We start from the raw sequence: 24693 nt of genomic DNA, 5'->3' as shown, positions 1-24693 counted from the left end.
GTATGTGCGGAACAGCACACCTAGGGTCTGTCGTTCGGATCACGCCGCGGACGCGGGGAAGGCGCAGCCGATTCCCCGCGACCCGCTCCGAACGACAGGTCCTAGAACGGGTGGACGCCCACCGGGGTCGCCGGGGCCGGGCCGTAGCCGGCGGCGATGCGCTGGTGGTAGGTGGCGCGGTCGATGACCTCCAGGCCGACGATCTCCCAGGGCGGCAGCCCGGCGGTCTGGCGGTGCTCGCCCCACAGGCGCAGCGCGACGGCGGCGGCGTCGTGCAGATCGCGGGCCTCCTCCCAGTACCGGATCTCGGCGTGGTCGTCGGCGTAGCGGCTGGTCAGCAGGAAGGGGTGGTCGTGGGCGAGCTGTTCCAGGGCACGGCGGACCTCGGTGAGCGGGGTGCGTTCCCCGGAGACGCTGAGGGTGACGTGCCACAGCCGGGGGATCTCCTCGGGCGGCCGGTCGGGGAAGCTGTCGCCGGCCGCGACGCTGGTGAGGGCGCGTTCCTCGCCGGCCGCGCGGGACCCGGGACCGCCGCGGGACGCCCCCGTCCCCGGGCGCACTCGTCTCACGACGGCCTCCTCCTCGCTCACGCGTCGCCCCGGCGCGGTCGGCCCGGACGGTCGTCCCCGGGACGGGGCTTGCCCCTGTGGCAAGGTCCGTCCCTGCGACAAAGTTGAGCAGGCCGCGCGGGATCGCGGGGGCGGTTTCGCGGAACGTCCACCACCGGTGCGGGGACGTTTCGACCCATTACGGGTGCAGGATCACCAGATCGTCCCTGTGTACGACCTCGCGTTCGTACGCGGGTCCGAGTTCGCGGGCGAGTTCCCGGGTGGAGCGGCCGATCAGCTGCGGGATCTCCTTGGCGTCGAAGGAGACCAGTCCGCGGGCGACCGCGCGGCCGTCCGCGTCCCGCAGTTCGACGGGGTCGCCCGCGCCGAACTCGCCCTCGACGGCGGCGATCCCGGCGGGCAGCAGTGACTTGCGGCCCTCGACCACGGCCCGTACCGCCCCGTCGTCGAGGGTGAGCGCGCCCCGCGGCGTGGAGGCGTGCTGGAGCCAGAGCAGCCGGTCGGCGGAGCGCTTGCCGGTGGGGTGGAAGTAGGTGCCGGTGTCCTGGCCGGTCAGCGCGTCGGCGGCGTGGACGGCGCTGGTGAGGACCACGGGGATGCCGGCGGCGGCGGCGATCCGGGCCGCCTCGACCTTGGTGACCATGCCGCCGGTGCCGACCCCGGCCTTGCCGGCGCTGCCGATCTCGACGTCGGCGAGGTCGGCGGGGCCGCGCACCTCGGCGATCCGGGCGGTGCCGGGACGGCTCGGGTCGCCGTCGTAGACGCCGTCGACGTCGGAGAGGAGGACGAGCAGGTCGGCGTGGACGAGGTGGGCGACGAGGGCGGCGAGGCGGTCGTTGTCGCCGAAGCGGATCTCGTCGGTGGCGACGGTGTCGTTCTCGTTGACGACCGGCAGGGCGCCCATCGCGAGGAGTTCGTCCAGGGTGCGGGAGGCGTTGCGGTGGTGGGAGCGGCGGCTCATGTCGTAGGAGGTGAGCAGCACCTGGCCGACGCGGACGCCGTAGCGGGCGAGGGAGGCGGTGTAGCGGGCGACGAGCAGGCCCTGGCCGACGCTGGCGGCGGCCTGCTGGCGGGCCAGGTCACGGGGGCGTCTGCGCAGGCCGAGCGGGGCGAGTCCGGCGGCGATGGCGCCGGAGGAGACGAGGACGATCTCCCGCTCCCCCGCCGGGCCGCGCACCTTGGCCAGTACGTCGACGAGCGCGTCGACCCGGTCCGCGTCCAGCCCGCCGGCGGCGGTGGTCAGCGACGAGGAGCCGACCTTGACCACGATCCTGCGGGCCGCGCCGACGGCCTGCCTTGCGCCTGTCACCTGTGCTCTTTCCCTCGGGGACGGAACTGCTTGGCAACCTAACGGAAGGGGGGCCGGTGCCGCGCGCCGTTTCACTGCGCGGACAACCGGGGGGACGGGCGCGGCGGGCGGGGCGGACGGGGCCCGGCCGGTCGAACACCCTCAGTGCACCCGCGTGTCGTCGGGTGGCCGCCGGGCGTTAATCACGGTGCCCGTGCCCGCGACGACCATGGAGTGACCGCTGTGCCCGTTCCCCTGTTCCTCCGGCCCTCCCAGGCGAGAGACCCGCGTCGGCCCGCCGTCCGCTCGGGCCCGGCCGTCAAGGCGCTGGCCGGCGGCCTGCTGGTGGCCGCGTTCACCGCGCAGGCGCTGGGCGCGCTGCTGCCGGACGTGCCGCTGCTGCTGGCCGCGACGGCCGGCTCGCTGGCCGCGGAGGGCGCGCTGTACCGGTGGCAGCGCGGGATGCTGTCGCTGTTCGCGAAGTCCCACGCGGACGTCACCGTCCGGCACGTCCTGCGGGACCTGCTCCTCGTGGTGGGGCTGCTGCGGCTCGGCGAGCAGCACCGCGAGACGGTGTACGCGCCGCTGGTCGCCGGGCTGCTCGCCTGCTATGCCCTGCACTGCGCGATCCAGGCCGTCTCCGTGCTGGTGCGCCGCGCCCGGACGCTGCCGGTGGTGACGCGGAACATCGACGTCTCCGCGCTGCGGCTGTCCCCGGCGCCGCCCGCGCTGCTGCGCCGCCCCGGCCACCGGCTGCTGGTGTTCGGGCTGCCGGCGACGGGCGGTCTGCTGGCCACCGTGGCGACCGATCTGCCGGTGTGCGGGGCGGCGGGCCTGGCCGTGTCGCTGCTGCTGTCGCTGGCGGGGCTCGGCGTGCTGCTCGTCCGGCTGCTGCCGGGCCGCCGGCCCGCCGGTGAGCAGGAGGTCCTGGACTGGTTCGACGCGTGGCTGGCCGCGTACCGGCCGACGGTCGGGCTGTACTTCTCCGGCGGCGCCTCCTCGGCGTACCAGGCGAACATGTGGCTGGAGCCGCTGGCGAAGCTGGGCGGCCGGCCGGTGGTGGTGCTGCGCGAGCGGTTCATGGTGCAGAAGCTCGCGGCGACCGACGTGCCGGTCGTGTGCCTGCCGAAGGTGTCCACGCTGATGCGCCTGGAGCACTCCACCCTGGAGGTCCTGATCCACCCGTCGAACTCGGGGAAGACCTCCCAGGTCCTGCGCATCCCCACCATCCGGCACGCCTTCGTCAACCACGGCGAGAGCGACAAGCTGTCCTCCTGCAACCCCTACGCCAAGGCGTACGACGAGGTGTGGGTGGCCGGCCCGGCGGCGCGGGAGCGGTACGCGCTGGCCGAGGTGGGCATCGAGGACAAGGACGTGGTGGAGATCGGCCGCCCGCAGCTGGACGCGGTGCTGCCGTACGCCGGTCCGCCCGCGGGCGCGTTCACGACCGTGCTGTACGCCCCGACCTGGGAGGGCTGGGACGGCAACCCCGGCAACACCTCGGTGGTCGCGGCCGGGGAGAACCTGGTCCGGGCGCTGCTCGCCGACCCCGGGGTCCGGCTGCTGTACAAGCCGCACCCGCTGACCGGGTCGGTCGATCCCCGGGCCCGCGCCGCCGACCTGCGCATCCGGCAGCTGATCCGGGCGGCGAACCGGGAGCGGTCGGGACCGCGGCCCCCGGCGCCGGCGGAGCTGGCCTCGTGGTCGGCGCAGCTGGAACGGCTGACCGCGACGGCCGGGCGGGCCGGGGCCGACCAGGTGGAGCGGATGCTCGCGCAGCCGGCGCCGGAGCCGGGGCGGGCCGCGGCGGTGGCGCGGGCGGCGGCGGGCTGGGACGAGGCGTACTGGGCGTCGCTGCCCGCCTGGGAGCACCGGATCGTCACCGAGGCCCGGCCCGCGCTGTACTCCTGCTTCAACCGGGCCGACCTGCTGATCAGCGATGTGTCCAGTGTCATCAGCGACTTCCTGGCCAGCGGCAAGCCGTACGCGGTGGCCAACACCAGCGGGCTGTCCGAGGAGGCGTTCCGGGTGGCGTTCCCGACCGTGGCGGCGGCGACCGTGCTGACGCCGGACGCGGCCGGGGTGCCGGGGCTGCTGGAGGCGGTGCGGCAGCCGGAGAAGGACGCGTTCGCCGCGGCGCGGGCCGAGCTGGCGCTGCGGCTGCTGGGGCCGGCCGAGCCGCCCGCGCAGGAGCGGTTCGGCGCGGCGGTGGAGCGGCTGCGGGCGGCGGCCCGGGAGCACCGGGCGCGGATGGCGGGGCGGCTCGGGGCGGAGTCGCGGGGCCGGGCGGCGGGGCTGCCCGGTCAGCGGCGGGAGCAGGCGCCGGCGGGGCCGGCCGGGCGCGGCTGACCGGGACACCGCGGCGGCCCGGTTCCCCTGGCGGTGAGGGGGACCGGGCCGCTGTCGTACGGGGCGGGCGGGCGGGTCAGCCGGCGCCCAGGCCGTCCGGTTCGCCGGACGTGGTGGTCCGCTGGCCGGGCAGGGCGTCCGCCAGCTCCACGTCGGGACCGCCGGCCACGGTCCGGGACGCCTGGCCGACGTTGCGGGCCTCTGCCTTGACGGCGAGGTCGGCGACGGCGGTGTTGAACTGCTCGATGGAGGTCGGCTCGTCGGGGCCGAGCAGGTACCGCTTGAGTTCCTTGCGGTCGGCGGCCAGCGGGTCGGCGGCCGGGTCGCGGACGGCGGCGAGCAGCCGGCCCAGCTCGGTGGCCTTGTTGGTGAGGATGACGGCGGCCCGTACGGCCGTGTTCTGCCGCTTGAACTCCTCCGCGCCCAGCCCGGCGGAGTCCGTGACCGCGTACGGTTTGCCGCTGGCGATGAAGTCGGAGACGACGCTGGAGATGTCGGAGACCATCGCGTCGGAGACGTTGAAGCAGTCGTAGAGGCGGGGCTCGGCGCCGGTGATGACCCGGTGCTCCCAGGCGGGGACCGACCGCCAGTAGGCGTCGTTCCACTCGGCGCGCAGCCGGGCGATCTCCGCGTGCCGGCCGGCGTCGACCAGGCCGTCGCGGCTGGCCTCGGCCTCGTCGCCGTTCTCGGCGCCGCCGGACAGTTCGGCGAGCCGCGCCTCGATGCGGGCCAGGTCCGCCCCGGCCGCCGTCCGCGCGGCGGTGTCGGTGGGGAAGCGGGCGTCGGCGGCGCGGGCGGCGGCGGCCCTCTCGATCAGCGCGGATATCTTGCGGTGGGCGGCGGCGGCCTCCCTGCTGACGGTGCCGGTGAAGGGGTGCGGCTTGTACAGCACGCGCACCGGCGGGTCGGCCTTGACCAGCTTCTTCACGATGTTCACACCGGCCAGCACGAGGGAGGTGTTGCCGGGGTTGCCGTCCCAGCCCTCCCAGGTCGGGGCGTACAGCACGGTCGGCATGCGGTCCTCGGGGACGCCCCGCCGGCCCTGGATGGGGGCGAGCTGGGGGCGGCCGACCTCGACGATGTCCTCGTCGCGGACGCCGACGTCGGCGATGGCGTAGCGGTCGCGGCCCGCGCGCCCGGCGGTCCACACCTCGTCGTAGACCTTGCTGAAGGGGTTGACGCTGGCCAGCTTGTCGCTGTCGCCGTGGCCGATGAAGACGTGCTTCATGGTGGGGACGCGCAGCAGGTGGATGTTCTTGCCGACGTTGGCGGCGTACAGGGCGACGCGGACCGTGGAAAGGTCCATGTTCATCAGGTGGACGCCGCCGGGGACGCAGATCACGGGGACCGTGGTGGGCGCCAGGTTCTGCAGGATGGCCCGCTCGCGCAGGATGATCAGCGGCCGGGTGTCGAGCTGCTCCATCGTCTCCAGCCACATGTTGACCTGGTAGGCGGAGTCCTTGGAGCCGGAGAAGTACAGCGCCGTCTCGGGCCGGTACTCGCGCAGCCAGTCGTCGACCGCGGCGAGCACCTCCTCGGCCTTCGGCGGGATGCGCCGGCCGCGTATGTAGGGCACCAGGGCGGCGACGTACAGGGCGCCCAGGACCAGGGTGAGGGCGATACCGAGGAAGCCGGGGGCGTTGGTGTCGGACGCGGCGGAGACCAGGATGCCGGCGACGGCGAACAGGTCGAGGTGGAGGATCTTCTCGGCGGAGCGGTGCAGCAGTCCCTGCGGTGGGGCGTCGGGGATGCGGATGCGGGCGGCGAGATCGACGTTGCGGGTGGCGACCGGCAGCCGGCGGCGGTTGCGGATCAGCGTGACCAGGGCGCCGTGCGGGGCCTGGAGGCCGTAGAAGGCGATGAAGCAGGCTATGGCGCCGTAGTAGATGAGGTTGTCCGCGAGGGACAGCCGGGCCAGCAGCAGCACGAGCAGCAGTTGCCGGATCAGGAACCGGATCGACAGGCCGGCCCGGACCTTGCTGAGCCGGTTGATCAGGTAGCTGTTGCGGCGGTGCAGATAGTGGTCCGCCAGGTACGTCACGAGGGCCGCGGCGGCGAAGCCGGGGACGCTCGGGACGAGCGCGGCCAGCATGAGGCAGGGGAAGCCCGCCACCATGAGGAGAGCCGCGGCCAGCTCGGCCGCGCTGCCCACCCTGGCGACGCGAATAGCGGTGGTTATCACGGAGAACCTGCTCGTTGAGGGGGGAATTTCCGGATCGGTGCCGCGGCACGGCCGCTTACGGATTCAGGCCCCCGCGAGCACTCCATTACGAGTGACACAGAGGCCTGAATTGCCCAAGGCGGATTCCGGGGATTATTACACGCCGTCCTGTCGGTCAAGCACCGCGGCCAGTGCCTGCTCGAATCCGGACGCCTTCGCGGCACCGGCGGTCGGGTCCTGCTGCCGTACGTCGATGACGTGACCGGTCAGTTCCGACAGCAGCACGTCGAGGGAGGCGCGGGCCACGGCGTCGGAGGAGAGCAGGCTGCCCGCGGGCTCCTGGCCGAACGCCTTGGTGCGCATCGGCGTCGCGGTCCGCTCGGGGTTGACGCAGTTGACGCGGACACCGTCACCGGCCCACTCGTCGGAGAGCGCCTGGGTGAGATTGACCATGGCGGCCTTGGTGGAGGAGTACAGGCTGTACTCGGCGCGACCGCGGGTGTAGCTGCTGGAGGTGTACAGCAGCAGCTGGCCCTTGGTCTCGGCCAGGTACTTGTACGAGGAGCGGGCGATCTGCACCGGGGCCAGGTAGTTGACCTTCAGCGCCTCCTCGATGGTGGCGTTGTCGGTCTCGGCGAGCTTGCCGATGCGGAGCACCCCGGCGGTGTTGACGACGTAGTCGATCCGGCCGGTCTCGGCGTACGCCTTGGACAGGGCGTCGTCGACCTCCTCCGGGTTCTCCACGTGGGTGCCTGTGGTGGAGCGGCCCAGCGCGTAGACGGTGGCGCCGTAGGACTCGGCGAGTTCGGCGATGTCCTTGCCGATGCCGTAGGAGCCGCCGAAGACGACCATGGTCTTCCCGGTGAGCAGCTCGCGGTAGGACTCCTCGCCGACCTGCTCGGGGGCGGCGCTGGAGGCGAGCTGGAAGAGCTTGTCGGCGATGAAGACGTCGACGGGCTGGGTGACCTTCATGTTGTACTCGTCACCCGCGACGACGTGGATCGGCACGTCCGGCAGGTACTTGAGCACGACCGAGCAGTCGTCCGTGGCCTGGAAGTTCGGGTCGCCGGCGGCGACCTCGTAGGCGCGGCGGATGGTGGACAGCTTGAAGGCCTGCGGGGTCTGCCCGCGGCGCAGCCGGGAGCGGTCCGGGACGTCGGTGATGAACTCGCCGTCGGAGCCGTGGGTGCGGGTGACGATGATGGTGTCGGCGGACGGGATCGCCACGTCGACGGCGTCGTAACGGTCCAGCGCGGCCACGCAGTCGTCGATGACGCGCTGCGACAGCAGGGGGCGGACGGCGTCGTGGAAGAGGACGTGGCGGTCCTCGCCCTCGGCCAGGCCCTCGCCGAGGGCGGCGATGGCGCGCTCGGTGGTCTCGTTGCGGGTGGCGCCGCCCTCGATGATCTTCTTGACCTTGGTGAAGCCGGCCTTGGCGACGATCTTCTCGATGTCGGGGACGTAGCCCGGCGCCATCAGCACGATGATGTCGTCGATGGAGTCGGCGTTCTCGAAGGTGGTCAGTGTGTGCTCGATGACTGCCTTGCCGGCGATCTTCAGCAACTGCTTGGGGATCGACAGACCCACCCGCTGACCGGTGCCACCGGCCAGGATCACTGCGGTGGTACGGGGCTTGGCTATGTGCTGGGACACAGGTGACCTACCTTGGGGCGACAGGGAACCTGGAAATGGTCCCACTTGTGGTTACCGCAGTGCAAGGTGAGCGACCTCTGACGCATATGTGCGCGCAACCTGCCATTCACCTTGCGCTCCCGGCGAGGGGCACGACGTGTCCGGACCCCGCCCGACTCCCGTTGTGGAATTGCTGTGAGTAAGTCCACAGGAGCGGTGATCGCGCCGGGTGACGCCTCGTCGGTTCACTGCCGCCGCAGCTTTTTCAGGGCGCGGTGGCCGAGCACCTCGACGAGGTCCTCGGAGGACGTCTGGTGCACGGTACGCGACTTCGGCGGGGCGGTGCCGCGCCGGGCGCGGCCAGGGCGGCGCACAGGGCCCGGGCGGCCACCTCGGGGGCGATGCGCGGCTCGGTGCCGGCCGGGCCCGCGGCGGCGGGCCCGGTGGGCGGCGGCGCCGGGTCGCCCAGGACGCGCACGCCCGCCGCCGAGATCCGCCCGGCCATCTCCGCGCCGATCGCCGCCGCGGCCTCGTCCGCCCAGCGCGGGGTGTGGACGCGCGCGTCGTCCGGGCCGGGGGCGCACACGTTCCTCACGTGCGTGACGGCACCGTCGCGGACGACGGAGGAGTACGGCTCGTCGGGGAGTCCGCGGGCGCGGAACGCGACGTTCAGCCGGCGCAGCGTCTCGGTCTCGGCGAGCGTCAGAGGTCCGTTCCGCACGTACCGCCGCCGCTGCGAGGGCATGATCCTCGCCGGCGGGCGCAGGGTGACCAGGATCTCCACCCGGTCGCCGCCCAGTTCGCGCACGATCCGCCCGATGGTCGGGGCGTCGGGGCATCGGGGCGTCGGGGCGTCGGGGCGTCGGGGCGTCGGGGCGTCGGGGCGTCGGGGCGTCGGGGCGTCGGCGGAGAACTCGCCGCTGGCCACCGGGGTGCGGTCGCCGGTGGCGGCGACCGGGGCGACCGGGGTCTCCCCGTGCCGTTCGCCGGGCGGGCGGTCGCCGGGCGTCCCGGGGCGGGCGCGGACCGCGAGGGCGGCGGAGACGGGGGCCGGGTTGCCGGGTGTCCGCCGGGAATTCCACGCCGTGCGCCCGCGGGGCGTCCTTCGCGGCGGACAGCGCGCCCTGGACCGAGGTGGTCCCGGTCGTGTGCGGGCCTACGCACACCAGCCCGTGTCCCGGCCGGGCAGGGGGTCACCGGTCCCCCGGCCCCGGCCGGGGCGTCGCCTCTCGTACGGTCCGTCTCCATGGTCGAAGGAGGGTGAGAGGGCTTTCTGAGGGGCGGTCAGGAGACGTGACCGCCGGTGCGGTGCCTCACGCCAGGGAGACGCCGGGGCGGCCCGCCTCCACCCGGAGCCGGGCCAGGGTGGCGGCCTCGGCCGTGGGCCTGACCACCGTGCTCACGGTCCGCACCTGGGCGTCGATGCCGCCGGGACGGATGTCGAAGAGGTGGTAGCCGCGGTGGGCGTCGACCAGCTTCCAGTGCGGGTTGTCGCCCCTCAGCGGGTCGAACTGGGCGTGGAAGGCGGCCTGGTCCTGGTCGCCGTTGCTGGAGATGGAGGTGCCGACGAACTCGGCGCCGACGACCGGGGAGCCGGGGTCGGCGTAGTCGGTCCTCAGGTCGCTGACCATGGTGAGGTGGCGGTCGCCGGTGAGCACGACCGGGTTGCGGACCTGCCGGAACTCCTGGAGCAGCGCGTTGCGTTCGGCCTGGTAGCCGTCCCAGGCGTCGTAGTACCAGAGCTTGCCGTCGCCGACCTTCAGGTCGGTCTCGGCCATCATGATCTGGGAGGCGATCAGGTTCCACCGGGCCCCCGAGCCGTGCAGCCCGTCCAGCAGCCACTTCTTCTGCCGGGCGCCCAGCATGGTCATCGACGGGTCCTGGGCGCCGGCCTGGGTGGTGGCCTGGTCGCTGCGGTACTGCCGGGTGTCGAGCACGTTGAGCCGGGCCAGCCGGCCGAACTCCAGGCGGCGGAACATCTTGATGTGCGGGCCGTTGGGGACGGCGGTGGCGCGCACCGGCATGTGCTCGTAGTACGCCTGGTAGGCGGCGGTGAGGCGGTCGGCGAAGGCGTCGGGCGCCTGCTTGCCGGGGTCCTGCGGGACCTGTCCGGCGTAGTCGTTGTCGACCTCGTGGTCGTCGAAGGTGACGACGAACGGCGCGTGGGCGTGCATCGCGGCGAGGTCGGGGTCGCTGCGGTACTGGGCGTAGCGGTTGCGGTACTGGGTGAGCGAGTACGGCTCACCGCTGCCCTCGTGGCGGCGTACGGCGGTGGCGGACGGGGCGGACTCGTAGATGTAGTCGCCGACGAAGAGCACGACGTCCGGGTCCTGCGCCAGCATGTCGGCGTACGGGGTGAAGTACCCCTGCTGCCAGTTCTGGCAGGAGGCCAGCGCGACACGGAGGCCGCCGGTGCCCGCGGCGGTCGGGGCGGGGGCGGTGCGGGTGCGCCCGGTGGGCGAGATCCGGCCGCCGGCCCGGAAGCGGAACCAGTACGTGCGTCCCGGGCGCAGGCCCCGGACGTCGACGTGGACGCTGTGCCCGAGGGCGGGCCGGGCGACGGTGTGGCCCCGGCGGACCACGTCCCCGAACCGGGCGTCCGAGGCGACCTCCCACTCCACCGGGACCGTCCGGGCGGGCATGCCGCCGCCGGCCGGCGGGTCGGGGGCGAGCCGGGTCCACAGCACGACGCCGTCCGGGAGCGGGTCACCGGAGGCGACGCCCAGGCTGAACACGTCCTCGGGCAGCGGGACCTCGGCGGCCTGGGCGCTGGCGGGCAGCCAGAGCTGGGCGGTGGCGACGGCCCCGAGCACGGCGGCGCCGCCGGTCAGGAAGCGGCGCCTGCCGGGGGCGGGCACCGCGGTCGGGTCGGCGGTCATGTCGGCACTCATGTAGGCGGGACTCCCTTGCCACGGTGGCCTCTTCGACCACCGGAACGTCCCATGCGGCACGGGACCGCCCGCTGAACCGAGTAAGGCGAGTGCATGACAAGGAGGCGGACAGCGCGAAACCCGCCGCGGTGCGGGAACGCCCGCTGACCACGACGGGTCCCTCGGATGAGCGCCGGGCGAACACCTCACCCGGCGCCGTTCACGTCCTGCGGCGGCCAGGGCCTGCCGTTCGGATCACGCGGCGGACGCGGGGAAGACGCAGCCGATTCCCCGCGACCTGATCCGAACGACCGGCCCTAGAAGGGCTCGAAGCCCTCGAACGCCTGGTCCGCCTCGTCCCGTTCGGCCTGCCGGTCCCGGCGGCGCTGGGCCGCGGGCCGGGGCGCCTCGAAGCGGTGGTCCTCGCCGCGCCGGCCGAGCATCTCGGCGCCGGCCATCATCGACGGCTCCCAGTCGAAGACGACCGCGTTGTCCTCGGGGCCGATGGCGACGCCGTCGCCGGCCCGCGCGCCGGCCTTGACCAGCTGTTCCTCCACGCCGAGCCGGCCCAGCCGGTCGGCGAGGTAGCCCACGGCCTCGTCGTTGTTGAAGTCGGTCTGCCGCACCCAGCGCTCGGGCTTCTCGCCGCGCACCCGGAACAGGCCGTCCTCCTCACGGGAGACCGTGAAGCCGGTGTCGTCGACCGCCTTGGGCCGGATCACGATCCGGGTGGCCTCCTCCTTCGGCCGGGCGGCCCGCGCCCGGCCCACCAGCTCCGCCAGGGCGAACGACAGCTCGCGCAGGCCGAGGTGGGCGACGGCCGACACCTCGAAGACGCGGTAGCCGCGCGCCTCCAGGTCGGGCCGGACCATCTCGGCCAGCTCCCGGCCGTCGGGGACGTCGGTCTTGTTCAGCACGACCACGCGGGGCCGGTCGCCGAGGCCGCCGTACTGCCGCAGCTCCTCCTCGATGATGTCGAGGTCGGAGACGGGGTCGCGGTCGGACTCCAGGGTGGCGGTGTCCAGGACGTGCACCAGCACGCTGCACCGCTCGACGTGCCGCAGGAACTCCAGACCGAGGCCGCGGCCCTGGCTGGCGCCCGGGATGAGGCCCGGCACGTCCGCGATCGTGTAGACGGTGGAGCCGGCGGTGACCACGCCCAGGTTCGGGACCAGCGTGGTGAACGGGTAGTCCGCGATCTTCGGCTTGGCCGCGGAGAGCACCGAGATCAGCGAGGACTTGCCCGCGCTCGGGTAACCGACCAGCGCGACGTCGGCGACGGTCTTCAGCTCCAGGACGACGTCCTGGAGGTCACCGGGCTCGCCGAGCAGCGCGAAGCCGGGCGCCTTGCGGCGGGCGCTGGCCAGCGCCGCGTTGCCGAGGCCGCCGCGGCCGCCCTGGGCGGCGACGAAGGACGTGCCGTGGCCGACCAGGTCGGCCAGGACGTTGCCCGCCTTGTCGAGGACGACGGTGCCGTCCGGCACCGGCAGCACCAGGTCCTGCCCGTCCTTGCCGGAGCGGTTGCCGCCCTCGCCGGGCTTGCCGTTGGTGGCCTTGCGGTGCGGGGAGTGGTGGTAGTCCAGGAGGGTGGTCACGGACTGGTCGACGGTGAGGATCACATCGCCGCCCCGGCCGCCGTTGCCGCCGTCCGGGCCGCCGAGCGGCTTGAACTTCTCCCGGTGTACGGAGGCACAGCCGTGGCCTCCGTTACCCGCGGCGACGTGCAGCTCGACGCGGTCCACGAAGGTGGTCATGGTGGGGTGCCTCCAGATACTGACGGGATGATGTCTACGTAACACGCGAAAGGCGGACCCGCTTCCCGTGAGGGAAGTGAGGTCCGCCTCGCGACAGGGTCCGGTCAGGCGACCGGGACGATGTTCACGACCTTGCGGCCGCGGTGGGTGCCGAACTGCACCGCACCGGCCTGCAGCGCGAACAGCGTGTCGTCGCCGCCACGGCCGACGCCCGCACCCGGGTGGAAGTGCGTGCCGCGCTGGCGGACCAGGATCTCACCCGCGTTGACGGCCTGACCGCCGAAGCGCTTCACGCCGAGCCGCTGGGCATTGGAGTCGCGACCGTTCCGGGTGGACGATGCGCCCTTCTTGTGTGCCATGTCTCCTCAGTCCCTTACTTCGCAGCCGCGGGGATCTCAGTGACCTTGATCGCCGTGTACTGCTGGCGGTGGCCCTGACGACGGCGGTAGCCGGTCTTGTTCTTGTAGCGCAGAATGTCGATCTTCTGGCCCTTGTGGTGGTCCACGACCTCGGCCTGGACCTTGATGCCGGCCAGCACCCACGGGTCGCTGGTCACAGCGTCGCCGTCGACAACGAGCAGGGTCGAGAGCTCGACCGTGTCGCCAACCTTGGCAGTGGAAATCTTGTCAACCTCAACGATGTCGCCGACAGCAACCTTGTGCTGGCGACCACCGCTGCGCACGATGGCGTACACGCGGATCTCACTCTCTCGCTCGGGAACGGCACCCCCGCAGTCCAGCCGCCCGCGCCGGGCGCGAGCGGCCTCTCCGGAACACCGTGTGCTCCGGAGGAAGAGGTTTACGGGGGTTGGCACGTCAGCGGACATGCCGATGGTCCAGATTACGGGGCCCCGGCCGAACGGGTCAAACCGGGGCGGGCCCGCGGCTCAGCGGCCGAGGCTCTCCCGGTACGCCAGGCACTCCTCGTAGGAGGGCAGCAGCCCCTGCTCCCGGGCCTCGGCCAGGGTGGGCGCCTGCTCGTCCTTGGCGGAGAGCAGCGGCGCCAGGTCCGCGGGCCAGTCGATGCCGAGGGCCGGGTCGAGCGGGTGGATGCCGTGCTCCCGCTCGGGCGCGTACCCCTCGGAGCAGAGGTAGACCACGGTGGCGTCGTCGTCGAGCGCCATGAAGCCGTGTCCGAGCCCCTCGGAGAGGTAGACGGCGTGGTGGTCCCGGTCGTCGAGGCGGACCGCCTCCCACTTCCCGAAGGTCGGCGAGCCGGTCCGGATGTCCACGATCACGTCGAGGACCGCGCCGCGCACGCACTTGACGTACTTGGCCTGGCCGGGCGGCACGTCCGCGAAGTGGATGCCGCGCAGGGTGCCCCGGCTGGAGACCGACATGTTGGCCTGGGCCAGGGTGAGCGGGTGGCCGGCCGCCTCGGCGAAGAGGGGCGCCTTGAACCACTCGTGGAAGCTGCCCCGGCCGTCGGGGAAGACCTTCGGTTCGTACACCCAGGCACCGGATATCGAAAGGGGTCGCATCGCCACGTCCTCAGTTCTTCTTCTGCTGCTTGATCAGCGCGCGCTTGACGCGCCCGGCCACCCGTCGCCACAGCGGGCGGCGCGACGGTGCCTGCGGCTTCTTCTTCGGGGCGGGCCGGGCCGGCGCGGTGTGCCGGTCGATGACCCGCGGGACGCCCTTGGCGTCCACCACGACGTCCACCGGCAGCCGGGTCCAGCGCACCTCGCCGCGGGCCGCCGAGGGCAGGCCGATCCGGACCGCCCAGCGCTTGCCGGTGAGCTGCTCCAGCGGCAGCTCGGCGGTCACCGTACGGCCGTCCACCACCGCGTCGGCGGGGTACTTGCCCACGTTCTTGCGCTCGAAGCGGAGCAGCACCCCGCGTTCGGGCCCGGCCGGCAGGTGCAGCGGCAGCGGGAGGCGGACCGCGGTGCCGCCGGTCACGGCCGACGCGCCGGGGTCCGTCCACGCCACCGCCTCGCGCTCCAGCTTGCCGGTGTGCTGGTCGACGTCGAGCGAGAGGTTGCCGGGCCCGTCGGTCCAGTACGGCAGGACCAGCCGTCGCGGCTCGCCGGTGAGCGCGGCCAGCCGCCCGGCCTCCACGTCCTCGCCGCGTACGGCGCCCAGCCGGGTCTCCTTGCTCCAGCCGCAGGACTTGATCCGCAGGTGCAGGTCCCACAGGCCCTTGGCCAGGGGCTCGCCGGCGGCGGCGGTCTCCGGGTCGAGCACGGCGGTCGCGGTGATCTCCTGGCGGAAGGAGCCGTCGCCGGCGGGCAGGCGGTGCCGCTCGCTGGTCAGCGGCAGGTAGTACTGGGTGGCGTCGTCGCGGTGGCGGACCACCAGGTCGACGTCGCTCTTGCCGACCGGGGCGTCCAGGGTGACGTCCTGCTCGGCCAGCGCGGCGAGCGCCGCCTCGGACAGCGGCAGGCCGAGCAGGTCGCGCTCACCGTCCCGGCGGAAGGTCATGGGGGCGTCCCCGGCCCGGTACTCGGCGCTGAAGCCGATGTTCAGCCTGCCCTCCGCCCAGGCCAGGGAGGTGAGGCGGCCAGTGGGTCTGATCCCGGCCTCCCAGCGGGCCAGCTCCCTGATGTCCTGGTACAGGCCGGCGACGATCAGCGCGGCCACCACCCGCTGGGTGGGCGCGACGCGGGCGATGACGCCCGGTCCGAAGCGCTCGGTGACGACGCCGCGGATCTCGCGGTACAGCTCCTCGGCGTAGTCCTCCGGGAGCTTGAGCAGCCTGCTGCCGCGCAGCCGCTCGACCATCTCGTTGCGCAGCCAGCGGCTGAACAGCTTGTCGCGCAGCGGGCCGGGCTCGGTCAGCTCCTCGACCACGTCGAGGGCCTCGCGGAGGTTCTTGAAGTAGCCGACCGGGTCGAAGCGCTGGAAGCCGGCGTTGGAGCCGTCGTCGCGGGTGATGTGGTAGTAGCACAGGTAGTCGCTGAGGACGGCGACGCTCCTGGCCCGCAGGTAGGTCTCGACCACGAAGACGTGGTCCTCAAGGCGGCGGCGGCCCTCCTTGAAGCGGATGCCGTGCTCGTTGAGGAACTCCCGGCGGAACATCTTGTGCGGGGTGAGGCTGTCGATCAGCGGCGCGTTCTCCACCGTGGCGCGCGGCCGGTTGACCCGGAACAGCTCCTGCGGCACGGGGCGGCCGATGCCGGCCATCTTGCCGATGACGACGTCGGCGTCGTTGGCCTTGCCGTACGCGTACATCCGCTCCAGGGCCTCGCCGCCGAGCCAGTCGTCGTGGTCGACGAACATGACGTACTCGCCCCGGGCGGCCTTGATGCCGGTGTTGCGGGGGCGGCCGGACCAGCCGGAGGACTCCTGGTGGATCACGTGCATGTGGGGGTGCTCGGCGGCCAACCGGTCCAGCCGGGCGGGGGTCTCGTCGGTGGAGCCGTCGTCGACGAACCAGACCTCGAACTCCTCGGGGCTCAGGCTCTGCCGCAGCAGGGACGAGACGCAGTCCTCGACGTACTTGCCGGGGTTGTAGACCGCGATGACGACACTGACTTTGACCGTCACGCCGGGTTCTCCTTCGTCTGGACCCGGTGGATCTCCGGGAATGCCTGGGTGAGCGCGGCGCGCCAGTCACGCAGCGGCGCCAGGCCGGCCGCGCGGAAGCGGTCGTGGCCGAGGACGCTGTAGGCCGGCCGGGGCGCGGGGCGGGTGAAGGCCGCGCTGGTGGTGGGGCGGACCCGGTCGGGGTCGGTGCCGAGGAGGCGGAAGATCTCCCGGGTGAGGCCGTACCAGGTGGTCTCGCCGGAGCTGGTGCCGTGGTAGATCCCGGCGGGGGCGGTGCCGGCCAGGGCGCCGCGGCCCAGGGCGAGCAGCAGTCCGGCCAGGTCGGCGCTCCAGGTGGGCTGGCCGCGCTGGTCGTCGACGACGTCCACGGTGTCGCGCTCGCCGGCCAGGCGGATCATGGTGCGGACGAAGTTGGGTCCGCCGGTGCCGTACAGCCAGGCGGTGCGCACCACGTAGCCGTGGTCCGGGAGGGCCTTCAGGACGGCCTGCTCGCCGGCCAGCTTGGTACGGCCGTAGGCGCTGCGCGGGGCGGTGGGGGCGTCCTCGGCGTACGGGGCGGCGGCGTCGCCGGCGAAGACGTAGTCGGTGGAGACATGGAGCAGGACGGCGCCGGTGCGGGCGCAGGCGTCGGCGAGGTGGGCCGGGCCGTCGCCGTTGACGCGCAGCGCCTCGGCCTCGCGGGTCTCGGCGTCGTCCACGGCCGTCCAGGCCGCGCAGTTGACGACCACGGCGGGGCGGTGGTGCTCCAGCGTCCGGCGGACGGCCTCGGGGTCGGTGAGGTCCAGGGCCGCGCGGTCCAGCGCCACGGCCCGTTCCCCTTCGGCGTCCAGTGCGGCGAGTACGTCCTGGCCGAGCATGCCGCCGGCTCCGGTGACGAGCCAGCGTGCCTGTTCCTGTGTCGGGTTCATGTCTCTCTTGACGTGTGTGGGGGCGGAACACGGGAACGGGCCCGGTTCTCCGGGCCCGTTCGGCCGGGCGGGACGGGTCAGAGCGCGGCGCGCTCCTTCAGCGGCTCCCACCAGGCGCGGTTGTCGCGGTACCACTGGACCGTCTCGGCCAGGCCCTGCTCGAAGCTCTTGCGGGGCGCGTAGCCCAGTTCCTCGCGGATCTTGGTGCAGTCCACGGAGTAGCGGCGGTCGTGGCCCTTGCGGTCCTCGACGTACTCGACGCTGGTCTCCCAGTCGGCGCCGCAGGCTTCGAGGAGCAGGCCGGTCAGCTCCTTGTTGGACAGCTCGGTGCCGCCGCCGATGTTGTAGACCTCGCCGGCGCGGCCCTTGGTGCGGACCAGCTCGATGCCCTGGACGTGGTCGTCGATGTGCAGCCAGTCGCGGACGTTGCCGCCGTCGCCGTAGAGCGGGACCTTCTTGCCGTCGAGGAGGTTGGTCACGAAGAGCGGGATGACCTTCTCGGGGAAGTGGTGGTGCCCGTAGTTGTTGGAGCAGCGGGTGACGCGGACGTCCAGGCCGTGGGTGCGGTGGTAGGACAGCGCGATCAGGTCGCTGGACGCCTTGGCCGAGGAGTACGGCGAGTTCGGCTGGAGCGGGTGGGTCTCGGGCCAGGAGCCCTCGTCGATGGAGCCGTAGACCTCGTCGGTGGAGATGTGCACGAAGGTCTTGATCCCGGCCCGGTGGGCGGCGTCGATGAGGGTGTGGGTGCCGACGACGTTGGTGCGGACGAACTCCGCGCCGCCGTCGATGGACCGGTCGACGTGCGACTCGGCGGCGAAGTGCACGACCTGGTCGTGCTCGGCCATCAGCTTGCCGACCAGGCCGGGGTCGCAGATGTCGCCCTGCACGAAGGAGAAGGCGGGGTGTGCGCGGACCTCGTCGAGGTTGGCCGGGTTGCCCGCGTAGGTCAGCTTGTCCAGGACGGTGATCGCGACGTCGCCGGGGCCCTCGGGGCCGAGCAGCGTACGGACGTAGTGCGAGCCGATGAAACCGGCACCGCCGGTCACCAGGATGCGGGTGGTCATGAGGAGATCTGCACCTTGCTGTGATCACCGAGCACGAGCCGGTGGGCCGAAGGGTTACGGGGAGCGGGCGTGACCTCGACGTCGCGCCCGATGAGCGAGGCCTCCACCCGGCGCACGCCGGTGACGGAGGAGCCGCGCAGCACGATGGAGTACTCGATCTCGCTGTCCTCGATCCGGCACTCCTCGGATATCGAGGTGAACGGGCCGACATAGGCGTCGTTGATCACCGACCCGGCGCCGACGATCGCGGGGCCGACGATCCGGCTGCCGCTGACCCGGGCGCCGGCCTCGATCCGCACCCGCCCGATGATCTCGCTGGTGTCGTCCACCGTGCCCTCGACCAGCGGCTCGACGGTCTCCAGGACGGACCGGTTGACCTCCAGCATGTCGGTGACGTTGCCGGTGTCCTTCCAGTAGCCGGAGATGGTGGTGGAGCGGACGTCGTGCTTCTGGTCGATCAGCCACTGGATGGCGTGGGTGATCTCCAGCTCGCCGCGCCAGGAGGGCTCGATGGACCGTACGGCCTCGTGTATGGCGGGGGTGAAGAGGTAGACGCCGACCAGCGCCAGGTCGCTCTTGGGCTGCTTCGGCTTCTCCTCCAGGGCCACCACCCGGCCGGCGGCGTCGAGTTCGGCGACGCCGAAGGCGGTGGGGTTGGGGACCTGGGTCAGCAGGATCTGCGCGTCGGGACGGTCGGCGCGGAACTCCTCGACCAGGCCGGTGATGCCCCCGACGATGAAGTTGTCACCGAGGTACATGACGAAGTCGTCGTCGCCGAGGAATTCCCGCGCGATGAGGACGGCGTGGGCGAGGCCCAGCGGGGCCTCCTGCGGGAGGTAGGTGACCTCGATCCCGAACCGGGAACCGTCGCCCACCGCCTCGCGGATCTCGTCGGCGGTGTCCCCGACGACGATGCCGACCTCCCGGATGCCCGCGTCGGCGATCGCCTCCAGGCCGTAGAACAGCACGGGCTTGTTGGCGACCGGCACGAGCTGCTTGGCCGAGGTGTGGGTGATCGGGCGAAGGCGGGTGCCCGCCCCCCCGGAGAGCACGAGAGCCTTCACGTAATGCGCCCCTAATACCGTTCCGAAACGGGGATAAATATCCCGATTTGTCCATTTTGGCTATTAATCGCAGTCCACATCATATCCGTTTGCGTTTCTCGGATTCATCTCGCATTCACGCTTGTGTGTTTCCCATGACAACTCGTGATCGCTTACGGATTCCTTATGGACGCGATCCGCCCCCGGCCGGGAGGCCGGGGGCGGATCGGGTACCGCTCGGGCGGGACGTCGGGCCGGTCAGACCTCGTCGGTGACGCTGGAGACCGACGGAGCCGACTGCTGTTCGGCCGCGGCGGTCTTCTTCGACGCCGTCTTCTTGGCGGCCGACTTGGTGGTCTTCGCCGCCTTCTTGGCCGTCGTCTTCTTCGCCGCCGTCGTCTTCTTCGCGGCCGTCTTGGTCGCCGTCGTCTTCTTGGCGGCGGCCTTCTTCGCCGGGGCCTTCTTGACCGCCTTGCGGGCGGTCTTCCTGGCCGGGGCGGCCTCCTCGGCGACCGGCTCCTCGGCGGGCGCCTCCGGAGCGGCGGCCGGGGTCTCCGCCGCGGGGACGACCACGACGGCCGCCTCCGCGTCGGCGGTGGGCGCGGCGGCCTTGCGCACGGCGCGGCGCCGCGGGCGGGCCGGCGGCGCGGGCTCGGCCACCGGCTCGGGCTGCTCCTCCGGGGCCGGCTGCTCCACCGGCTCCTCGGCGGCGGGCCGCTCCGCCGGGGCGGACTCGGGGACCGTCACCACGGCGGCCTCCGCACCGGCCGGCGAACCGGCGGGCGCGGACACCTTGCGTGTCGCCCGACGGCGCGTACGGCCCTTGGGCGCGGCCTCCTCGACGGGCGCCTCGGCGGCCGGGGCGGCCTCCTGCGGCGGGGCGACGACCGCGTCCTCCACGGCCGCGGGCTCGGCCAGCGCCTCGGCGGCCGGTTCCGGCCGCACCGGACGCTCGGCCTCGTCCCGCGCCGGCACGTCCTGCGCCGTCGGCACCTCGGGCGCCTCGGGCTGCTCGGGCTGCTCGGGCCGGGTGGTCTCCGCCCTCGGCGCGCCGGCCGGGGCCGACGCGCGCCGGCTCGCCCGGCGCCGCGAACGGCCGCGCTTGGCCGCGGCCTCCGCCTCGGCGACGCTGCTGTACAGCTCCTCGTCCGGCGCGAAGTCGGCCGACGGAAGGGCGACGGGCTCGGCGTCCCGCTGCTCGTCCGCCCGCTCCGCGGCCCGCTCGATCTCGGCGTCCGCCTCCTGCTCGGCGGTGGCGGTCTCGACGGCGGCCTCGTGCTCGTGCTCGTGCTGCTCACCGGCACCGGCGCGGGCCCGCTTGCGGCGCTTGCCGCCGCCGTTCCCGCCGGCGGACGGCTGGTCGAGGTGGACGATGACACCGCGCCCGTTGCAGTGCACACAGGTCTCGGAGAACGACTCCAGCAGCCCCTGGCCGACCCGCTTGCGGGTCATCTGCACCAGGCCCAGCGAGGTCACCTCGGCGACCTGGTGCTTCGTACGGTCCCGGCCCAGGCACTCCAGGAGGCGCCGCAGCACCAGGTCCCGGTTGGACTCCAGCACCATGTCGATGAAGTCGATCACGATGATGCCGCCGAGGTCGCGCAGCCGCAGCTGGCGCACGATCTCCTCGGCCGCCTCCAGGTTGTTCCTGGTGACCGTCTCCTCCAGGTTGCCGCCCTGGCCGGTGAACTTGCCGGTGTTGACGTCGATGACGACCATCGCCTCGGTCCGGTCGATCACCAGCGAACCGCCGCTGGGCAGCCAGACCTTGCGGTCCAGCGCCTTGGCGAGCTGCTCGTCGATCCGGTACGTGGCGAAGACGTCGACCTCGCTGGTCCACTTGGACAGCCGGTCGGCGAGGTCCGGCGCGACGTGGGAGACGTACCCGTGCACGGTCTCCCAGGCGTCCTCGCCGCTGACGACGACCTTGGTGAAGTCCTCGTTGAAGATGTCGCGCACGACGCGGACCGTCATGTCCGGCTCGCCGTACAGCAGGGTCGGCGCGTTGCCGCCGTTCTTGGCCTTCTTCTGGATCTCCGCCCACTGCTGCTGGAGCCGCTCGACGTCGCGGCGCAGCTCGTCCTCGCTGGCGCCCTCGGCGGCGGTGCGCACGATGACGCCCGCGTCCTCGGGGACGATCTTCTTGAGGATGGTCTTCAGCCGGGCCCGCTCGGTGTCGGGCAGCTTGCGGCTGATGCCGGTCATCGAGCCCTCGGGCACGTACACGAGGTAGCGGCCCGGCAGGGAGACCTGGCTGGTGAGCCGGGCGCCCTTGTGGCCGATCGGGTCCTTCGTCACCTGGACTAGGACCGACTGGCCGGACTTCAGGGCCGATTCGATGCGGCGCGGCCCATTGGCCATGCCGAGCGCCTCGAAGTTGACCTCACCGGCGTAGAGCACGGCGTTGCGGCCCTTGCCGATGTCGATGAAGGCGGCCTCCATCGACGGCAGCACGTTCTGCACCTTGCCGAGGTAGACGTTGCCGACGTACGAGGTGGCCTGCTCCTTGTTGACGTAGTGCTCGACGAGCACGCCGTCCTCCAGGACGCCGATCTGCGTGCGTTCGCCGTGCTGGCGGACGACCATCACGCGCTCGACGGCCTCGCGGCGGGCGAGGAACTCGGCCTCGGTGATGATCGGGACGCGCCGGCGGCCCTGCTCGCGGCCCTCGCGGCGGCGCTGCTTCTTCGCTTCCAGCCGGGTCGAGCCCTTGATGGACTGCACCGCGTCCTGGAAGTCCGACGCCTCGGACACCTTGCGCGGCTCGCGGACCTTGACGACGGTCCGCTCCGGGTCGTCGGCGGACGGCTCGCCCTCGGCGGAGCTGTCCCCGGCGCGGCGGCGGCGGCGCCTGCGGCGACGGCTGCTGCTGGACCCGCCGGACTCCTCGCGGGCGCCGGTGTCGTCGTCGTCCTCCTCGGCGTCCTCGTCGGCCTGCTCGGCGGTGTCCTCGGCGTCCTGCTCGGCCTGCTCGGCGGCGTACTGCTCGGCGTCGGTCTCCGCGCCGTCGGACTCGCCGTCCGGCAGGTCGCCCCGGCGACGGCGACGGCCGCCCCGGCGACGGCGGCGGCGCGAACCGCCCTCCTCGGCGTCGGCGTCGCCGTCCTCGTCGGGCTCCTCGGCGTCGGCGTCCGCCTCGGCCTCCGGCTCCTCGGCGACGGGGGCGGTGGTCTCGGCGGGCCGCTCCTCGGCGGCCTCGTCGGCGGCGCCCCGGCGGCGACGGCGGCGGCGCGACCCTGCGGGCTGCTCCTCGACGGCCTCGGCGGGCTCCACCGCGGGGGTGCGCTCCGGCTCCTCCTGCGGCTCCCGCGCCCCGGAAGCCACCGCGGCGGCCTCGGCCGCGGCCCGCTCGGGCGTCTGGAACTGGGGCTCGGCGAACACCGGCGGCTGGAACAGCGCGACGGCCGGCCGCGCCGGACGGGCGGCGGTCTCCGCGTCGGCGGAGCCGGTCCCGGCCTTCCGCGCGGGCTCGGCGAAGCCGGTGGCGGCCTTGCGGACGGCCCGGCGCCGGGTACGGCGCGGAGCGGCGTCGTCGGCGGACGGCTCGGACGCGGCAGGCGTGCCGGCGGCGGGCGTCCCGGCGACGGGGGTGGCGGCGGGCTCGGCCTTCTCGGCCGCCTTCTCGTCACCCGCGTCCGCCTCCGCGGCCTCGGTGCTCACGGGCTCCTCGGCCGGGGCGGCGCCGCGCCGGGTCGCGCGACGCCGGGTGCGGCCCTTGGGCGCGGCGTCGTCGGCGGGCACCTCGGCGGGCGTCCCGGCAGCCGGGGCCGCGGCGGGCTCGACGGGCTCGGAAGCCACGGCGGGCTCGGGCGCCTCGGACGCGCCGGAGGCGACCGGCGCCGCCGCGGTACGCGTCGCACGCCGACGGGTCCGGCCCTTGGGCGCGGCCTCCTCGGCAGGCGCCTCGGCGACCGGTGCGACCGGCGCCTCCACGGTCTCGGGAGCCTCCGCGGTCTCGGCGGCGACCGGCGCCGAGACGTTCCGCGTCGCACGCCGGCGGGTCCGCTTGGGCGCGGCGCTCTCGTCGGACGCTACGGCGGACTCCGGCTCGGGCCGGCCGGCTGCGGCGGGCGCCGCGGGGACCACGGTCTCGGCGTCCGCCTCGGCGGCGGGCGCCCCGGCGGGCGCGGAGGCACGGCGTACGGCGCGGCGGCGCGGACGGGCGGGAGCGGGCTCCTCGGCCTCGGTCCCGGCCTCGCTCCTGGCCTCGCTCTCGGCCTTGGCCGCGGCCTCGGCCTGGAGTGCCTCCTCCGTAGTCTCCTCCGTCTCGTCGACGACGTCCGCGACGGTCTCGCTGTCGGCGGCCGGGACGGCCGGCTCGACGGTCTCCGCCGTGGTGCCGGAGGCCCCGGCCGGCGGACCCGCCGGGCGGGAGGCGGCGCGGCGCCGGCGGCGCGGCGGCAGGGTGTCGCTGGGGGTGGTGTCGGGTGCGGAGCCGGTCACGGACTCCGTGGATTCGGTCGGTTCGAGCATGCGGGCGTATCTCCCGTCAGGCTCCCGGGCGCCGCGCCTGGGTCCGGCGTCGATCGCGTCGACCACCGGTGACGTCCGCGGCTCGCGCTCTGCGCGGATGCCGCCGTCCGGGGCGCGGGCGCCGCTCGGGAGCTCGCTGTGTCCTGTCTCGCCGGTTCCGTACAACCTTGTCGCGCACGGCCTGGCGAAAGTCTTCTGGTCGGTGCGCTGCCCGACCCAGGTGGCTCCCGAGTTCGACGGCGGCGCTTACGACGTCCGTCCCTTCGCGGGACCTTCCTTACGCCGGCGCCGTCGCGGCGGCAGTCGCGGGAGCCGTCTGCGGCTCCTTCGCTCCTGCCTCGCGGTCGGGCGCGAGCGGGTCGGTCACCGTGCCGGTCTCTTCATCGAGCAGCCCCTGCGCCAGCCTGGTCACCGCTACGGGGACCGGCGGCGCCAGGTCGGCCACGGCGCGGAGACCGGACAGGACGTCGTCGGGTCGTACGGCAGGCGTCACGTGCCGAACAACCAGCCGCAGTATCGCACAGGGCCGGTCACTCGGCCTATCAGCCTGTGCATCCTGCGTCGGAACGCTCTCCAGGGAGACGACGGCGGAGCGGGCGTCGAAGGTGCGCACACCGTTCTTGGTGCGGCGCTGGACCTCCACGGCCGGCGCCCCGTTGAAGGCGTCGACGGCGCGGCGGGCGCCGGCCGGGTCCACGCCGTCCAGCCGCAGCTCCCACACGGAGGCCGTCAGCCGGTCGGCGAGTCCCGGGGTCCGGGCCTCGACCGCGTCGATCACGTCCAGCCCGGCGGGCAGGGACGCGTCGAGGAGGGTTCTCAGCTGCTCCGGGTCGCGCGCCGAGGTGAGCGCGATCTCCAGATACTCCGCCTCACTGCCCGTGCCGGTGGGTGCGGCATTGGCGTACGACACCTTCGGGTGCGGTGTGAACCCCGCCGAGTACGCCATCGGCACCTCGGCGCGGCGCAGCGCACGCTCGAAGGCGCGCTGGAAGTCACGGTGGCTGGTGAACCGGAGGCGGCCGCGCTTGGTGTAGCGCAGTCGGATGCGCTGCACCGCGGGTACCGGCGGCGGGCCTTCGGGCTGTCGCTTGCCC

General features: G+C 73.4%; 17 protein-coding genes. 1 reads left to right on the top strand and 16 read right to left on the bottom strand.

The window, feature by feature from the left end; genetic code table 11:
* Positions 1-101: 101 nt before the first annotated feature.
* Together Sdagh_RS29750 and proB are read right to left on the bottom strand one after the other, a co-directional pair.
* Complete coding sequence (locus Sdagh_RS29750) at positions 102-569, bottom strand: DUF8830 family protein (RefSeq protein ID WP_189412712.1); 468 nt, start codon at positions 567-569, stop codon at positions 102-104.
* Positions 570-747: 178 nt separating this feature from the next.
* Positions 748-1878, bottom strand: a complete 1131-nt coding sequence (gene proB, locus Sdagh_RS29745; protein WP_189412710.1) for a glutamate 5-kinase — start codon at positions 1876-1878, stop codon at positions 748-750.
* A gap of 222 nt (positions 1879-2100) precedes the next feature.
* Here proB and Sdagh_RS29740 point away from each other — a divergent pair, with 222 nt between their 5' ends.
* Complete coding sequence (locus tag Sdagh_RS29740; RefSeq protein ID WP_372478482.1) at positions 2101-4206, top strand: hypothetical protein; 2106 nt, start codon at positions 2101-2103, stop codon at positions 4204-4206.
* A 76-nt stretch (positions 4207-4282) separates the two neighbouring features.
* Here the strand turns inward: Sdagh_RS29740 and Sdagh_RS29735 are convergent, their stop codons facing one another.
* From Sdagh_RS29735 to Sdagh_RS29670, 14 genes are all read right to left on the bottom strand, one after another.
* Positions 4283-6358 carry a CDP-glycerol glycerophosphotransferase family protein gene (locus Sdagh_RS29735; RefSeq protein WP_190077272.1) on the bottom strand — a complete coding sequence of 692 codons (2076 nt, stop codon included), beginning with the start codon at positions 6356-6358 and terminating at the stop codon, positions 4283-4285.
* Positions 6359-6523: 165 nt separating this feature from the next.
* The gene (locus Sdagh_RS29730) at positions 6524-8020 is read right to left on the bottom strand and encodes a bifunctional cytidylyltransferase/SDR family oxidoreductase (protein ID WP_189412709.1); all 1497 of its coding nucleotides are present in this window, start codon (positions 8018-8020) and stop codon (positions 6524-6526) included.
* 244 nt (positions 8021-8264) lie between these two features.
* Positions 8265-8927, bottom strand: a complete 663-nt coding sequence (locus tag Sdagh_RS29725; RefSeq protein ID WP_226535957.1) for a hypothetical protein — start codon at positions 8925-8927, stop codon at positions 8265-8267.
* 385 nt (positions 8928-9312) lie between these two features.
* Positions 9313-10890 (bottom strand): alkaline phosphatase D family protein, encoded by a 1578-nt coding sequence (locus Sdagh_RS29720; RefSeq protein ID WP_226535955.1) that lies wholly within the window; start codon positions 10888-10890, stop codon positions 9313-9315.
* 296 nt (positions 10891-11186) lie between these two features.
* Positions 11187-12623, bottom strand: a complete 1437-nt coding sequence (gene obgE, locus Sdagh_RS29715; protein WP_189412707.1) for a GTPase ObgE — start codon at positions 12621-12623, stop codon at positions 11187-11189.
* Positions 12624-12727: 104 nt separating this feature from the next.
* Positions 12728-12982 carry a 50S ribosomal protein L27 gene (rpmA, locus tag Sdagh_RS29710; protein ID WP_003976205.1) on the bottom strand — a complete coding sequence of 85 codons (255 nt, stop codon included), beginning with the start codon at positions 12980-12982 and terminating at the stop codon, positions 12728-12730.
* A 14-nt stretch (positions 12983-12996) separates the two neighbouring features.
* Positions 12997-13317 carry a 50S ribosomal protein L21 gene (gene rplU / locus Sdagh_RS29705; protein ID WP_004931419.1) on the bottom strand — a complete coding sequence of 107 codons (321 nt, stop codon included), beginning with the start codon at positions 13315-13317 and terminating at the stop codon, positions 12997-12999.
* A gap of 192 nt (positions 13318-13509) precedes the next feature.
* Positions 13510-14103, bottom strand: a complete 594-nt coding sequence (gene rfbC / locus Sdagh_RS29700; RefSeq protein WP_190077238.1) for a dTDP-4-dehydrorhamnose 3,5-epimerase — start codon at positions 14101-14103, stop codon at positions 13510-13512.
* Between the two features lie 10 nt (positions 14104-14113).
* The gene (locus Sdagh_RS29695; protein WP_190077237.1) at positions 14114-16111 is read right to left on the bottom strand and encodes a glycosyltransferase family 2 protein; all 1998 of its coding nucleotides are present in this window, start codon (positions 16109-16111) and stop codon (positions 14114-14116) included.
* Positions 16108-17019: a dTDP-4-dehydrorhamnose reductase gene (gene rfbD / locus Sdagh_RS29690; RefSeq protein WP_189412700.1), complete on the bottom strand. Its 912-nt coding sequence runs from the start codon at positions 17017-17019 to the stop codon at positions 16108-16110. Before rfbD ends, Sdagh_RS29695 begins: the two co-directional genes overlap by 4 nt.
* 77 nt (positions 17020-17096) lie before the next feature.
* Entirely contained in the window at positions 17097-18083 is a 987-nt protein-coding gene (rfbB, locus tag Sdagh_RS29685) for a dTDP-glucose 4,6-dehydratase (protein WP_190007781.1), read from the bottom strand.
* Positions 18080-19147: a glucose-1-phosphate thymidylyltransferase gene (locus Sdagh_RS29680; protein WP_190077236.1), complete on the bottom strand. Its 1068-nt coding sequence runs from the start codon at positions 19145-19147 to the stop codon at positions 18080-18082. The genes rfbB and Sdagh_RS29680 overlap by 4 nt, the downstream gene beginning before the upstream one ends.
* A 237-nt stretch (positions 19148-19384) precedes the next feature.
* Positions 19385-23599, bottom strand: coding sequence for an Rne/Rng family ribonuclease (locus tag Sdagh_RS29675; RefSeq protein WP_190077235.1), 4215 nt, complete (start codon positions 23597-23599; stop codon positions 19385-19387).
* Between the two features lie 277 nt (positions 23600-23876).
* On the bottom strand, positions 23877-24653 hold the full coding sequence (locus Sdagh_RS29670) for a TIGR03936 family radical SAM-associated protein (protein ID WP_189412693.1): 777 nt from the start codon (positions 24651-24653) through the stop codon (positions 23877-23879).
* Between the last annotated feature and the right edge of the window lie 40 nt (positions 24654-24693).

Origin of the sequence: Streptomyces daghestanicus (assembly GCF_020521275.1) — a bacterium.
Lineage (GTDB): Bacteria > Actinomycetota > Actinomycetes > Streptomycetales > Streptomycetaceae > Streptomyces > Streptomyces griseoviridis.
This window is presented reverse-complemented; position numbering and strand designations above follow the sequence as displayed.

Excerpts from the sequence above, each read along its gene's own strand:
- Sdagh_RS29720 (WP_226535955.1), bottom strand. The coding sequence starts at position 10,890 with ATGAGTGCCGACATGACCGCCGACCCGACCGCGGTGCCCGCCCCCGGC.
- obgE (WP_189412707.1), bottom strand. The coding sequence starts at position 12,623 with ATGACCACCTTCGTGGACCGCGTCGAGCTGCACGTCGCCGCGGGTAAC.
- rpmA (WP_003976205.1), bottom strand. The coding sequence starts at position 12,982 with ATGGCACACAAGAAGGGCGCATCGTCCACCCGGAACGGTCGCGACTCC.
- rfbC (WP_190077238.1), bottom strand. The coding sequence starts at position 14,103 with ATGCGACCCCTTTCGATATCCGGTGCCTGGGTGTACGAACCGAAGGTC.
- rfbD (WP_189412700.1), bottom strand. The coding sequence starts at position 17,019 with ATGAACCCGACACAGGAACAGGCACGCTGGCTCGTCACCGGAGCCGGC.
- rfbB (WP_190007781.1), bottom strand. The coding sequence starts at position 18,083 with ATGACCACCCGCATCCTGGTGACCGGCGGTGCCGGTTTCATCGGCTCG.
- Sdagh_RS29675 (WP_190077235.1), bottom strand. The coding sequence starts at position 23,599 with ATGCTCGAACCGACCGAATCCACGGAGTCCGTGACCGGCTCCGCACCC.